The organism is Streptococcus sp. 2579 (genome assembly GCF_013277195.1).
Classification (GTDB): domain Bacteria; phylum Bacillota; class Bacilli; order Lactobacillales; family Streptococcaceae; genus Streptococcus.
Genome location: NZ_VMMM01000006.1, coordinates 109,562 through 124,412, shown reverse-complemented (window position 1 = coordinate 124,412; position 14,851 = coordinate 109,562). Strand labels below are relative to the sequence as shown.

11 protein-coding genes and 1 pseudogene are annotated in these 14,851 nt (G+C 38.5%); 6 read left to right on the top strand and 6 right to left on the bottom strand.

Features of this window, described 5'->3' with window-relative positions:
• The first annotated feature begins 105 nt into the window (after positions 1–105).
• The 3 genes from HT725_RS03500 (at position 106) to HT725_RS03485 (ending at position 3,242) form a co-directional block, all read left to right on the top strand.
• Positions 106–1,329, top strand: a complete 1,224-nt coding sequence (locus tag HT725_RS03500; RefSeq protein ID WP_173253084.1) for an ROK family transcriptional regulator — start codon at positions 106–108, stop codon at positions 1,327–1,329.
• Positions 1,330–2,407: 1,078 nt separating this feature from the next.
• A complete protein-coding gene (locus HT725_RS03490) occupies positions 2,408–2,692 on the top strand; it encodes a hypothetical protein (protein ID WP_050259685.1) in 285 nt (94 codons plus the stop codon).
• Positions 2,685–3,242, top strand: a complete 558-nt coding sequence (locus HT725_RS03485) for a DUF6036 family nucleotidyltransferase (RefSeq protein ID WP_173253082.1) — start codon at positions 2,685–2,687, stop codon at positions 3,240–3,242. The genes HT725_RS03490 and HT725_RS03485 overlap by 8 nt, the downstream gene beginning before the upstream one ends.
• 263 nt (positions 3,243–3,505) lie before the next feature.
• Here the strand turns inward: HT725_RS03485 and pflB are convergent, their stop codons facing one another.
• Positions 3,506–5,830, bottom strand: coding sequence for a formate C-acetyltransferase (gene pflB, locus HT725_RS03480; protein ID WP_000260631.1), 2,325 nt, complete (start codon positions 5,828–5,830; stop codon positions 3,506–3,508).
• 237 nt (positions 5,831–6,067) lie between these two features.
• On the opposite strand from pflB, the gene dinB reads away from it, so the two are divergent.
• Entirely contained in the window at positions 6,068–7,129 is a 1,062-nt protein-coding gene (gene dinB / locus HT725_RS03475; protein WP_173253081.1) for a DNA polymerase IV, read from the top strand.
• A 32-nt stretch (positions 7,130–7,161) separates the two neighbouring features.
• Here dinB and HT725_RS03470 read toward each other — a convergent pair whose 3' ends face one another.
• Positions 7,162–8,007 carry an undecaprenyl-diphosphate phosphatase gene (locus HT725_RS03470; RefSeq protein ID WP_173217919.1) on the bottom strand — a complete coding sequence of 282 codons (846 nt, stop codon included), beginning with the start codon at positions 8,005–8,007 and terminating at the stop codon, positions 7,162–7,164.
• A gap of 60 nt (positions 8,008–8,067) precedes the next feature.
• A complete protein-coding gene (locus tag HT725_RS03465) occupies positions 8,068–9,957 on the bottom strand; it encodes a DUF2207 domain-containing protein (RefSeq protein WP_173253080.1) in 1,890 nt (629 codons plus the stop codon).
• A gap of 138 nt (positions 9,958–10,095) precedes the next feature.
• Here HT725_RS03465 and HT725_RS03460 point away from each other — a divergent pair, with 138 nt between their 5' ends.
• Together HT725_RS03460 and HT725_RS03455 are read left to right on the top strand one after the other, a co-directional pair.
• Positions 10,096–11,661 (top strand): ABC transporter substrate-binding protein/permease, encoded by a 1,566-nt coding sequence (locus HT725_RS03460; RefSeq protein WP_173253079.1) that lies wholly within the window; start codon positions 10,096–10,098, stop codon positions 11,659–11,661.
• Positions 11,661–12,425 (top strand): amino acid ABC transporter ATP-binding protein, encoded by a 765-nt coding sequence (locus HT725_RS03455; protein ID WP_000189476.1) that lies wholly within the window; start codon positions 11,661–11,663, stop codon positions 12,423–12,425. Before HT725_RS03460 ends, HT725_RS03455 begins: the two co-directional genes overlap by 1 nt.
• 188 nt (positions 12,426–12,613) lie before the next feature.
• On the opposite strand, the gene HT725_RS03450 is transcribed toward HT725_RS03455, so the two are convergent.
• From HT725_RS03450 to ilvA, 3 genes and pseudogenes are all read right to left on the bottom strand, one after another.
• The gene (locus tag HT725_RS03450) at positions 12,614–12,829 is read right to left on the bottom strand and encodes a hypothetical protein (protein ID WP_001130036.1); all 216 of its coding nucleotides are present in this window, start codon (positions 12,827–12,829) and stop codon (positions 12,614–12,616) included.
• A gap of 106 nt (positions 12,830–12,935) precedes the next feature.
• Positions 12,936–13,049: pseudogene (locus HT725_RS10200) on the bottom strand (SPFH domain-containing protein); the annotation flags it as partial.
• Between the two features lie 538 nt (positions 13,050–13,587).
• Entirely contained in the window at positions 13,588–14,838 is a 1,251-nt protein-coding gene (ilvA, locus tag HT725_RS03445; RefSeq protein WP_000952975.1) for a threonine ammonia-lyase IlvA, read from the bottom strand.
• Between the last annotated feature and the right edge of the window lie 13 nt (positions 14,839–14,851).

Genomic DNA, 14,851 nt, shown 5'->3' with positions numbered 1-14,851 from the left:
ATATATTTTTTACTGTTTTTACAATATTTTTTTCTTTGTATATAATAATAATTTTAATTGATTTTTTCTTATGTTTAATATAAAATAAACCAAAGGAGGAAACAAATGATTACAAAACAATCAGCCTTTTTACACAATAGAGCCACTATACTGGAGTTTCTATATCGAAATCCAGCAACATCCCGTACAGATATTGTTAATGAAACAGGACTTACTCCAGCAACAACGACTAACATCATAAAAGAGCTAAGCGAACAATCCCTCATATACGAAACTGGTGATGAATTTAGCGAGTTTTCCGGATCTGGAAGACGTAGAAAAACTATTTCTATTACAGATAATATTCCGTATGTTGTTGGAGGTATTGAAATAAACGTCCTAGGTGTCTTTCTCAGTCTATGTGACTTACAAGGGAAAACTCTTTTCGAGACAGAAATTTTGAATGAAGATTATCCTATTTCAGAAATCAATTCCACCATTACCAATATGATAAAAACAGCTATAGAGTATGTCCCTTTGGAGACAAAATTACTTGGATTTGGCTTATCAATACCTGGACATTATAACAAAGACTCCGGAAGCATCATTACAAACAACCCCATATGGGAATCATTTAATTTATTAAATGTAATTAAAAAATTCGATTTTCCTTTTATTGTAAAAAATAATATTGATTGTATGGCTATAGGGCAATACCTTTTTAATCCACACAATACCCCCGATAACTTTATTTTCCTACACGCTGGATTAGGTATTTACACTTCCTTTTTCACAAAAGAAAAAATAGGAGCCTCTAAAAATCCTTATATCGGAGAAATTGGACACACCATTGTCGAATTGAATGGGCAATATTGTGAATGCGGAAAAAAAGGTTGTTTACAAACATATATTTCGGATGCTTGGTTAATCAAACATGCCCAATTATTATTTAAAAATTCTCAACTAACTGTACTAAAAAGCCTTGTAAAGACTGAAAAAGACATTCATTTAGATACCCTTTTAACAGCTTACAACTTAGGCGACTCTGCTTTACGCCAACAAATTGATAAAGGAGTCAATTTATTGGCCACTTCTATTGCAAATCTTCTCCTCATCAATCCTGCTGATAAAATCTATATCAACAGTCAATTGCTTAATTATCAACCTTTCACTCATGAAGTCAGGGATAAAATCCAAGATCAGCTCCACTTCGTTCCCTTTACTCGTAATATAGAAATTGAAATTTTACCTTACAACAAACATCGTGGAAGTATAGGAGCTTGTGCATTAGCTACCGTCGCTTTTTTCATAGAACATAGCAATGTATTACAAGATATTATTTCACCTTAATATATTAGAAATCTATAGACCTGTTTAAATCAACTATAACCTGTAGTAAATATCTCGTATTTAGACAATATGAAAACAAGACGACTTCCATATAGGAAACCGCCTTCTCGCTATGTTGCATGAAACTGTAAAAGTGGATGAAATTGATAGCGGTAGTCAAATCAAGAGGCATCATAACTCTAAAAAGTCACAATATATAAGTTCATCCTCGGAAAAATATCATTCTAATTGTTGAAATGCCTACATGAAGAGGAACGTTAAATGCTCATGAAACAACGAATACAGGTATCAAAACTGTGACAAAACAAGTCCCTAAATTTACTAAAGACACTGCTCAACTTTACACCTGTAAATGGTTGTTGTATAATAAACTTACAAAGATGTACGACCACACTGTTGTAAATCATAGTGTTCGCGAATATATTACTGATAGCATTTCTACAAATACAAGTAAAGGGATTGGATGAGATTCAAACGAAATATGTCAGTGTTTTGGCATTCCTAGCCTTCATATCATTTAAAGAATTGTATAGATAAAATTTTTCCCAATACAGACACTCGTAACAACTGCTTCATTTTTCTACCAACATATTTAGGAACAGGATAAGATACAAGAGGATCAATCCATAAATCAGTTCTATACCAATCTAAGACAAACAAGCTAAAAAAACGATTGATAATAAGCAAATGGATTCCAAATTTTCTCTATCTCCTCATTTTAATAAACAATACTAGTGTAACTATCCTTCCAGTCAGAAGCTTGTCAAATCACACCGAAAATTCTTCTAAAATTTATCTCGTTAGGCAATTAAGCAAAAACTCAACGATAGTACAAACATTATCATACAGGATTGACTTCCTAAATTATATACTTTAGTGAGGTTCTTGGATAAGAAAAAAGGTTCATTTTACATTTCTAAACACTCTTTTCTAAGATGAAAAACAGAATTTTTCGATTGTGATTTAAAGCAACAAGATAATTTTCAGTATCATCCTATAGATACGAGCTAATTAAGAAAAACTACATTTTTAAATATAAACTACAATAAGATAAACTAAATTTCATAGGAGGAAGACAATGGATTGGTACGATTATATGATACAGGCATCCAAACAATCACAATTCAACGCAAGCCATTGGTTTCGCTATTTGCGAAAAGTTATTTTTGAAGACTATTCTTATTTAACAAACCAAGATGTAGAAAAGTTGCTAGACTCCAAAGAACTAACTCATTTTCAAAAAATTAGCTTGAAGTATGCCTTTCAAGAGCATACTCCAACTCATAAATATGTGATTTCATTAAATAAACCTGCTAAGTTAACCAATGTTCAAAAATTGATGGAGAAATACAAGCATGGATAAAATGAAACCGGTCTTCCAAGCCCTAAATAAGGAATTAATTCAGGAAAATCTGACTTTAACAATTATCTGTGTCGGTGGTTATGTCTTAGAATATCATGGTTTACGTGCCACACAAGATGTTGATGCTTTTTATGACCAAAATCAGAAAATCAATGAAATTATTGCTCGTGTAGGAAAACAGTTTAATCTTAACACCCACGAAGAGTTATGGCTCAACAATCATGTTGCAAATATGAACAATCAACCTCCCTTAAGTTTATGCGAATCCTTGTACTCATTTGAGAATCTGACCGTTTTAGTAGTCCCTATTGAGTATGTGTTAGGAATGAAGATGATGAGTATCAGGGAGCAGGATTTGAAAGATATTGGTGCAATTATTAAATACAAAAACTTTCATTCACCATTCGATACCTTTAAATATTTAAAAGACATGGGATTTGATACTATTGACCTCTCTGTTCTATTAGAAGGCTTTAGTTATGCTTATGGTATGGATTGGTTAGAAAAATTTTTTAAAGAAAATCAAGATAAACTTCGCGAATTTTATTAACAGTATCAAACAAGATGATTGTCAATTAGCCAGTCGTCTTGTTTTTATGATGAAATGAAATAAAATCTGAACAAATCGCTTAGAGAATTCCAGTCAATTTCTAGCACTGTTTGAGCCGTTTCAGTGGACTATTTCAGATTCGGTCCACTATTCCTTCCCAAAAACATTGCATATTGCGCCGAAGGAATTGCTCACACTATCCCAAGTACAAAACCCTCAGTCGACTGACCGAGGGTTCCTTATTTCATTACTTAAAAACTTGATTAGCTCAATGCATCCAAGGCGTCATCCATTGAAAGAACTTCGTGGAAGACACGTTGTGTCAATTCAGTTTTTTGTTCTGGAGTGAGGTATTTAGTGTTTACACAGTATCCAGAGATACGTACGATAACATCTTCACCTGACATGATCTTTTCGTAAACATCGTTCAAGTCCATAACGTTCAAGTTAACGTGTTGTCCACCGTTTTCGAAGTAACCATCAAGGATTGTTACCAAGTTATCAACTTGTTCGTCACGAGTCTTACCAAGAGCACGAGGTGATACTTGTGTAGTCAATGAGATACCATCAGCTGCATAACTAAAGTCAAGGCTAGAAAGTGAGTTCAAGTTTTGCAACCATCCACCTTTAGCTTTGTTAGATGGGTTAGCACCTGGTGAGAAGAATTCAAGTTTAGACAAGTTCACAGAACCATCTTCGTTGAGGTATACACCTTTGTGGACTGGTGAGTTACCAGTTTGTTTAGAGTAAGCAACGTTAGATGTGATAGTCAAAAGTGAAACTGTAGCTTCTGCGTCTTTGTAAAGTTTGTGGCTACGTAGACGAGTTGTGTAAGCTTCGATCAACCATTCTGCCAATTCGTTTGAACGTGGGTCATCTTCACCCCAACGTGGGTATTCACCGATTGTTTCGTAATCGTAGATGTAGCCATTTTCATCACGGATTGGTTTAACTGTAGCATATTTGATAGCTGACAATGTATCAACAGTGTTAGCAAATCCACAGATACCGAATCCCATGTTGGCACGTTGTTTAGTTGGCAAGAAGGCCATTTGAACAGCTTCGTAGTTGTACTTATCAGTCATGTAGTGGATGATGTTCAAAGCATCTACGTAAGTGTCAGTCAACCAATCAAGAGATTTTTCAAAGTTAGCTTTAACTGATTCAAATTCAAGAACTTCGTCACGGATTGGTTCGATATCAAATACTTTGTAGTCTTTGTGAACATCGTCGTAACCACCGTTCAAACCAGTAAGAAGGGCTTTCAATACGTTTACACGCGCACCGAAGTACTGGATGTTGTGGCGTTGTTCTTCATTTTCTGGGTCAAGTGGAGACACACAGCATGAGATACAGCTCATTTCACCATATCCGTCTTTAGCCATTGTTGTTACACCTTCGTATTGGATAGAAGAGTGTTTGTGGCTCATGTGCATACAGTAGCGACGGAAGTTGTATGGCAATTTGTCAGTCCAAAGAACTGTCAAGTTTGGTTCTGGAGAGTTACCGATATTGTCAAGAGTGTTCAAGAAACGGTAGTCCATCTTAGTAACACGGTGACGACCGTCGTTACCCATACCAGCCATAGAAGTTGTGATGAAGGTTGGGTCACCTGAGTACAATTGGTCGTAAGCTTTTGTACGAGCAAATTTAACTGTACGAAGTTTCATAACGAAATCATCAACGAATTCTTGGATTTCTGATTCAGTAAATGTACCACGAGCAAGGTCACGTTCTGCAAAGATGTCCAATACGATTGGCACACGACCTAGAGATGTAGCAGCACCGTTGATAACACGGCAGACAGACATGAAGGCGATGTTAACCCATTGGATCGCTTCTTTAACGTTCATCGCTGGTTTGCGAACATCAACTCCGTAAAGGTCACCCAAGCGAACAACTTGTTGCAATGCTTGGTATTGAAGATTGATTTCTTCACGAAGACGGATTGTTTCTTCATCGATTTCTTCGATTGCATTCCAGTCGTTTACTTTTTCTTGCATCAAGTAGTCTGCACCGTAAAGAGCAAGACGTGCGTAAACACCGATGATACGTCCGCGTGAGTATGCATCTGGAAGACCAGTTACAGTGTGAGCGTGACGAGCGCGACGGATGTTTGAAGTGTAGGCACGGAAGATACCGTCGTTAACTGTTGTTACGTATTTAGTAAAGATTTCGTGAACAGCTGGATCTGGTTCGTATCCATTTTCTTTCAAAGTAGTTTCAGCCATACGGATACCACCTTTTGGCATGAAGTTCAATTTGAAGAGTTCATCGTTTTGGATACCGAAGATAACTTCGTTTTCTTTATCGATAAATCCTGCTGGGATATCAGCGATAGATGTTGGACGAGTGTCCATTGGGAAACGAGTTTCTTCGTAGTGTGCTTTAGTTTCTTCTACAATTTTTTTGATGTGAAGTGAACGTTCTGTTGGTCCTGCAAGGAAGCTTTCGTCTCCATCATAAGGTGTGTAGTTAGCTTGTACAAAGCGTGATACACTTGCTTTTTCTTTCCAATCTACGCCTTTGAAGCCTTCCCAAGCTTTATCAAAAATATCTTGTGCTTCAACAACTGTCTTAACAACCATGTTAATGTCCTCTTTTTTCTTTCTAGTAACAACCATCTGTTACATTCATGAGTCAAGTATACCATACAGTAACCGATTTCAACAAGCGAAAAATCCCTATTTTTACACTTTCTTTTCTAAAACAGTCTATATTTTACTCCAAACTGTATTATATTTTTGAAAAAATTATACCCTTTTTTCCTTTTTTCAGAAAAAAGGGTATAATAAAAGAAAATAAGCTGTAAAAAGGTGCTAGGCATGTTGATTTTTCCTTTGTTAAATGATTTGTCAAGAAAAATCATCCATATTGACATGGATGCCTTTTTTGCTGCGGTAGAAATCAGGGATAATCCTAAACTCAGAGGAAAACCTGTCATTATCGGAAGCGACCCTCGGCAAACAGGTGGGCGGGGAGTCGTCTCTACCTGTAGCTATGAGGCGCGAGCTTTTGGTGTCCATTCAGCCATGAGCTCTAAGGAAGCCTATGAACGTTGTCCCCAGGCAGTCTTTATCTCAGGGAATTATGAAAAATACAAGACTGTGGGACTCCAGATTCGAGCTATCTTTAAGCGCTATACAGATTTAATAGAACCCATGAGCATTGACGAAGCCTATTTGGATGTGACAGAAAATAAACTCGGGATCAAGTCAGCGGTCAAAATTGCTCGCCTCATTCAAGAGGATATCTGGCAAGAACTCCATCTAACTGCTTCTGCTGGCGTTTCTTACAACAAATTCTTGGCTAAAATGGCCAGTGATTATCAAAAACCTCATGGTTTGACAGTGATTCTACCTGACCAAGCTGAGGATTTTCTCAAACAAATGGATATTTCCAAATTTCATGGAGTAGGAAAAAAGACAGTCGAACGTCTTCATCACATGGGTGTTTTTACTGGCGCTGACCTACTTGAAGTTCCTGAAGTGACCCTAATAGACCGATTTGGCAGACTGGGCTATGACCTTTATCGAAAGGCTCGTGGCATTCACAACTCTCCAGTTAAATCAAATCGCATCCGTAAATCAATCGGCAAGGAGAAAACCTACGGGAAGATTCTCCGTGCCGAGGAAGACATTAAAAAAGAGCTGACTCTTCTATCAGAAAGAGTCGCTCTCAATCTCAGTCAACAAGAAAAAGCTGGAAAAATTGTCATTCTGAAAATTCGCTACGAGGACTTTTCAACTCTTACTAAACGAAAAAGTCTGGCTCAAAAAACACAGGATGCTAGTCAGATAAGCCAAATCGCCCTGCAACTCTATGAAGAGTTAAGCGAGAAAGAAAGAGGTGTCCGCCTGCTGGGGATTACCCTGACTGGATTTTAAAACCTTGAAGAGCTGCCCCTTCAAGGTTTTTCTTATACAAATAAACGGACAAAACTGTAAAGTAGCAAAACACTACCAAGCACGATACGGTATTTACCGAAAAGGGTAAAGTCGTGTTTTTTCACATAACTTGTCAAGAAACGAATAGCTACCATGCTGACTGCAAAGGCTACTCCCATCGCAACCAAGAGCAAAAACAATTGCCCAAAGCTCAAGAGCTGTCCTGCTTTCACAAATTTGAAAATCTTTAAGGCACTAGCTCCAAACATAACTGGAATTCCAAGATAGAAGGTAAATTCTGTCACAACAGAACGACTAGTTCCATTCAACAAACCACCGACAATCGTTGCTCCAGAACGGCTTGTCCCTGGTAAAAGGGCAAGAACTTGGAAGAGGCCGATATAGAAGGCTGTCGTATAAGGAAGCTTGTCCAACTCTGTTACACTTGGCTCGATAGCACGCGCTTTATTGCGCTTTTCCAAATAGATAAAGGCAATCCCATAGATAATCAACATGAGAGCAACAGAAACCATGTTATGGAAGTGGGTGTCAAACCAATCATCAAATTTAAAGACGCCAAGCAAAGGCAAGGTCGCAATCAAGACCTTCAACCATAGTCTCCAAGTCTTACGAACTTCCTGTTTGTCCTTAGTCTGTTTAAAGGGATTTAGTTTATTAAAGTAAATCACCATGACTGCTAAAATAGCACCAAGCTGAATCACGACATTAAACATGGACATAAAGGCTTCGTTTTGATTTTGGTATTGGATAAACTCCTCTGCTAAAATCAAGTGACCTGTACTAGAAATGGGCAACCATTCCGTAATTCCTTCAACAATCCCGAAGAAGATAGATTTTAAAATTTCAATAAGATACATAGATTACTCCTTTTTCTATCTTCCATTATAGCATATTTTTTCAGCCAGTGATAGCTCTCTTTAAAAGGCGCCGATACTGCCGCCACCTCCGCCTTCAGAGAAGCCACCGCCAGAACTTCCACTTCCAGAAGATACGGAGTAGGTACTTGCTGTATTTGCGATGCTGGCATAATGGCCCATTTGCGCGCTTGAATGATAAAACATACTATGCCAGCCATAAGCTACATAGAGATTGATATCTGGATTTTCTACTTGGATGTGATGAACCTTCATCAAATGGCTGACCTTGTCCGCATAGCCAAATAGGGTCGCATAGACCAAGAGGCGATTCCAGACCACAATACTTTCCAATTCAGCCTGATCCAATCGTGCAATCTCACGTAACATATTTTCAAAACTGGTCCAGAGATAGTAGACTTCTGCTCCTGCTTCATTTAGGACACCATCACGATTATCTAATCGAAGCTTCCAATAATAGAAAACAGCCAAAACCAAACCTAGAAAACCAAGTATTGGCAAGGGGAGGTAAAGATAGCCATAAACGTCCAAACTGTACAAGAACAAACCAAATCCAATAAATAGGGGCAAGATAGTGGAGAGTCCCATACCCGCTTGCAAGGCCTTTTCCCCACCAGTTAAAGGACGATAATAATCTGGAAGTCCCCAGAAGATAACCCGATTTCTCACTCCTTCTTGCATCTGGTTCAATACTTCTTCAAAAGAAGATTTGAGCTGACGCCCCTTTGCTTGAATCCGTTTTTCATCAGAGACTTTTGCTCTACGATAAAGACTATCAGATACCTTGTAATCCGCAAACAAATTGGAAAGAGTTTCTTCTTTTTTGCCTGAAAAGGCCAGATTTAGACAGTCTTTCTCAAAGCTTGACAAACCATCTTCTTTTACTAGCCTCAAACCAACTGCATCTCCTTCTGAAATAATAGAAACATTCCCACGGTCTATCACATCTAACAAAGTAGCTTGAATAAGTTGGTCAAAGGTGAATTTACCTGCTCCTTTGATTAGAGGACTCACTTCCTCCAAGGAGGTCGAGTAAACCGCCTCTGATAAAACCATAGGCTCTAATTCCATTGGTGGTTCATAAAGACGATGATTTTTGGCATATTTAACTGAAGGAGTGGTCTTTCTTCTATAAATAAAATAGAAACAGGCACTCAATAACAAAGAGATGGAAAGTATCGAAGGAAAGACCCAAGTAACGAGCTGCATACTCTGATCTTTTTCTCTAACAATCGAGTCTTCTATCTTATTAAACTCTTCTAAATGATTTCCTTTCAATCCCTGATCCCTAGCGCTAGCAAAATCAGTTCGAGGCCAGTAGGCATGCAATTCAACTCCACGCTTAGCCGGAAGATTGTCTAAACGAATAGTATAATCAAGGCTACTCTTTTCAACCATTCCCTCTCTAAAAAGTTTCCCTGTATGGAAAAAGAGTTTTTCAGCCCCCTTTTCTCCCCTTACATGAAATTCAAACTTGCCAATAGCCCCTGAACTATCTGTTAAAGGTTGCCAATTTAATTCAGCAATGTCATCATATAGAAAAAGCAAATTTTTCAAGTTCCAAACGAGGTCAACTTCAACTGTGTCGCCTTCTTGACCTGGATTATAAACTTTAACAGTATAACCATCTGCTCCTTCTATCACTTCGCTCGTAACATCTGTCAGTTCAGCACCATTTTTCGCAGCCTGAACCTTTGGATGAGGATCAATGTCAAATCCACTAGGCATCTTGCCTGCACGTCCAAGTCCCACGATTTGGCCCTTAAAGTCCTCCTCAAACTGGTAAACTATCTTCTGTCTAAATTCTGCCGTATTATCTGCATGAATATACAAATCACCTTGATAAGAGTTTATCTTGAAATCAATGGCAAAAACAGAGAATGGCAGAAGGCAAAACAAGCCTAAAACAAATAAGAAAAAAGTTTTTTTCATCAATTAAGCCCCCTTTTTATCTTTCTTATCATTATAGCATTTTTTCGTAAGTAAAGGCTTACTTATGTTGAAAAATTACGCATTTTTCGATAAAATAGGAGACAGTTATTTTTTAATAGATTAGAAATAGGAGAAATCATGAGAAAAATATACTTATCTATTTTCACAAGTCTCTTACTGATGCTGGGACTTGTCAATGTTGCCCAAGCCGATGAATATTTACGCATCGGGATGGAAGCAGCATATGCTCCCTTTAACTGGACTCAGGACGATGATAGCAATGGGGCTGTCAAAATCGATGGGACTAACCAGTATGCTAACGGATACGATGTTCAAATCGCCAAGAAAATCGCTAAGGACTTAGGTAAAGAACCTTTGGTTGTTAAAACCAAGTGGGAGGGTCTAGTTCCTGCCCTTACTTCTGGTAAGATTGACATGATTATCGCAGGTATGAGTCCTACTGCCGAGCGTAAACAAGAAATTGCCTTTTCAAGCAGTTACTACACTAGCGAACCAGTTCTACTAGTCAAAAAAGATTCTGCCTACGCAAATGCTAAATCTTTAGATAACTTTAATGGTGCGAAAATCACTTCTCAACAAGGTGTCTACCTTTATGACTTGATTGCACAAATCCCAGGTGCTAAAAAAGAAACAGCCATGGGAGACTTCGCTCAAATGCGCCAAGCTCTTGAGGCTGGTGTTATCGATGCTTATGTTTCTGAACGCCCAGAAGCTCTGACCGCTGAAGCTGCGAACTCTAAGTTTAAGATGGTCCAAGTAGAACCTGGTTTCAAAACTGGGGAAGAAGATACAGCTATCGCTATTGGACTTCGTAAAGATGACAATCGTATTAGCCAAATCAATGCCAGCATTGAAACCATTTCAAAAGACGACCAAGTTGCCTTGATGGATCGTATGATCAAGGAACAACCTGCCGAAGCTACAACAACTGAAGAGACTAGCAGTAGTTTCTTTAGCCAAGTCACTAAAATTCTTTCTGAAAACTGGCAACAACTCTTGCGTGGTGCTGGTATCACTCTTTTAATCTCTATCGTCGGAACCATCATCGGTCTCATCATCGGTCTTGCCATTGGTGTTTTCCGTACTGCTCCTCTCTCTGAAAATAAAGCCATTTACGGCCTACAAAAACTAATCGGCTGGATCCTCAATGTCTACATTGAAATTTTCCGTGGTACCCCAATGATCGTTCAATCGATGGTTATCTACTATGGAACTGCCCAAGCTTTCGGGATCAACCTTGACCGTACACTAGCTGCTATCTTCATCGTTTCAATCAATACCGGTGCCTACATGACTGAAATCGTCCGTGGTGGTATCCTGGCAGTTGACAAGGGACAATTTGAAGCCGCAACTGCACTCGGTATGACTCATAACCAAACCATGCGTAAGATTGTCCTACCTCAAGTGGTCCGTAACATCCTACCAGCAACTGGTAATGAATTTGTCATCAATATCAAAGATACATCTGTATTGAACGTTATCTCGGTTGTCGAACTTTATTTCTCAGGAAATACCGTGGCAACACAAACCTATCAATACTTCCAGACATTTACAATCATCGCCGTGATTTACTTTGTCCTCACCTTCACCGTAACACGTATCCTACGCTTCATCGAGCGCCGAATGGACATGGATACCTATACTACAGGTGCTAACCAAATGCAAACGGAGGATTTAAAATAATGACACAAGCAATCCTTGAAATTAAACACCTCAAAAAATCCTATGGACAAAACGAAGTGCTAAAAGACATTTCTCTGACTGTCCACAAGGGAGAAGTCATCTCTATCATCGGAAGCTCTGGAAGCGGAAAATCAACCTTCCTACGCTCCATTAACCTACTTGAAACGCCAACTGATGGACAAATCCTTTATCATGGACAAAACGTCCTCGAAAAAGGCTATGACCTCACGCAATACCGTGAAAAACTAGGGATGGTGTTCCAATCCTTTAACCTCTTTGAAAATCTTAACGTTCTCGAAAACACAATCGTCGCTCAGACAACAGTCCTTAAACGCGAACGCACAGAAGCTGAAAAAATTGCCAAAGAAAACCTAGAAAAAGTCGGCATGGGAGAACGCTACTGGCAAGCCAAACCAAAACAACTCTCAGGTGGTCAAAAACAACGTGTGGCCATCGCTCGCGCCCTTTCAATGAATCCTGACGCTATTCTCTTTGATGAACCAACATCAGCTCTCGATCCAGAAATGGTTGGAGAAGTCCTCAAAATCATGCAGGACCTGGCTCAAGAAGGCTTGACCATGATTGTTGTAACTCACGAAATGGAATTCGCCCGTGATGTCTCTCACCGTGTTATCTTCATGGATAAGGGTGTAATCGCTGAAGAAGGCAAACCAGAAGACCTCTTCACCAATCCTAAAGAAGACCGTACAAAAGAGTTCCTTCAACGCTATCTCATACTCAATGAAAATCAAAGAGCAAACTAGGAAGCTAGCCGCAGGCTGTACTTGAGTACGGCAAGGTTAAGCTGACGTGGTTTGAATTTGATTTTCGAAGAGTATCAAATAAAAAGAAAAGGCTGCATCAACCGTGCAGTCTTTTTGCTGTCCAAAATGAAAAGGCAGATTCTCTATCTCTACTACTTGAGGGTCAGGAATCCGCCGTTATCCAAAGATTAATCTTCAAATTTTTCATGATTTTTTTCATAGAAATCAATTAGGCCTAGGGCTGTTTCAAATGAAATATTTTTTACTTTTGCACGACCCTGCGCCAGAGCAATGATAGACATTTCACGCGCATTCGTTTCTTTAGAGATACGGTAGCCTGTGATTTTCTTATCACGAACCCAGCCAACAACTGATTCTACTTTTTCAAAGTTTGACTTAGCCATGTTTTTCTCCTATTTTCTTCTTTACAATATTTAATTGTATACGTTTTTACTACTTTTGTCAATAAAAAAACATATATTCAACGAAAATAATTAGTTCATAATTTTCTTACTTCCTTTTTAAAGCCGATAATATATAGGTTTTGCTAGCCTCTACACCATAAATATTTGCTAATAAAAATATTGTATTATTACCCTCTTGAGGTGCAAAATTATTCAAGCTTTTAAAAAAATGCTTCTCTATTTCCGTAAGATAGCTTATTTCTTCGATTTAAGAACTGAAGATGACAGTTCTAACCTTTAGAAATCCAAGCCTTCACTAGCTCAAAAACTCCTATCTTTCTTCCTCAAAAAATCATCTGATAGATAGCTATTCCTTATATCCTTCAAATTCATCACTCATTTGGATATTGAGGTGCTAGCCTAAAACCAAACACCCGATTCTCTAAACCATCCTTAATAAAGATGACAAGACAGATAAGCTCAGTCAGTTGCTCATATATCCTTTTAATATGATATATTTGTCAGCAAAAAGAAAGCAAATCACATCTTAAAGACCGTGTGAGTTTACTTTTCAAAATAGACGGGAAATCAAAATGAAGGATGGAAATCTGAGCCAAACATCATAAGTGCTATAATGAACAGAAGTAAGAATTGCACGATAAGTTTCCTAAAACCATAGGAATCGCCCCCTTTCTTCATCTTCATTATAGCACCTATACATCAGTTGTGCAAATAATATGATATTTTTTTATTAGCCCTCAGACAAGCATATTATAAAGCGTTTCATTCCCATTTAAGTTAATATAAGCCGGATCAAAACCTTCCATTCGACGAATCAATCCTGCATAATCATGCTTATCTGCCAAAGCGATCCCAATCAATACAGGCCCTGTTCCCTTGCTAGCTCGTTTGATATACTCAAAACGTGTGATATCATCATTTGGTCCCAGGATATCATTTACAAACTCACGCAGAGCACCTGGACGCTGTGGAAAATTGACCACAAAGTAATGCTTGATACCATCATAAATCAAGGCACGTTCTTCCATTTCTGGCATACGGTTGATATCATTATTTCCTCCAGAAATGATACAACAAATGGTTTTCCCCTTGATATATTCAGCTAAAACTTCTAAAGAAGCGATACTAGCCGCTCCAGCAGGTTCTGCAACAATCCCTTGCTTGGAGTAGAGGTCAATCAAGGTTTCAGAAATCAATCCCTCATCAACACCTACTAAGGTTTGAACATGTTGACGGGTTGCTTCATAGGTCAACTGTCCTACCTTTTGCACAGCAATCCCATCCGCAAATTTGTCAATTTCCTTGAGCTTAACAGGTCCACCAGCTTCAAAGGCAGCCTTCATAGAACGCGCTCCATTCGCCTCTACTCCGATAACCTCAATCTCTGGACTTGTTTCCTTAATATAAGTAGAAACCCCAGCAATGAGACCACCACCTCCAACAGGAACTAAGACAGCATCAAAATCAATCGATTCTTTTCGAGCTTCTTCTAAAATCTCATAAGCAACAGTCCCTTGACCTGCTTGGACATGAGCATCATCAAAGGGATCAATAAAGGTACGATTTTCAGAGACTGTAAATTCTTGAGCTGCTTTAGCTGAGGCATCAAAGGTATCTCCAACTAGTTTAATGGTCACGAAATCCCCACCAAAAAAGCGAACCTGCCCAATTTTTTGTTGCGGAGTAGTAATGGGCATAAAAATAGTAGCAGGAATTTTCATCTCATTACAAGTATAGGCAACTCCCTGCGCATGATTTCCCGCAGAAGCGCAGACTACTCCACGCTCACGCTCTTCCTTGCTGAGCTGAGAAATAGCATAATAGGCACCACGAATTTTAAAGGAACGAACACGTTGGGCATTTTCCTTTTTCAAATAAATCTTAGCACCATACTTCTCCGATAAATAATGGTCATAATCAAGCGGTGTATTCACAACCACACCGTTCAAGACTTTATGAGCCTTGATTATATCTTTTGAACTTAACATATAAAACCTCTTT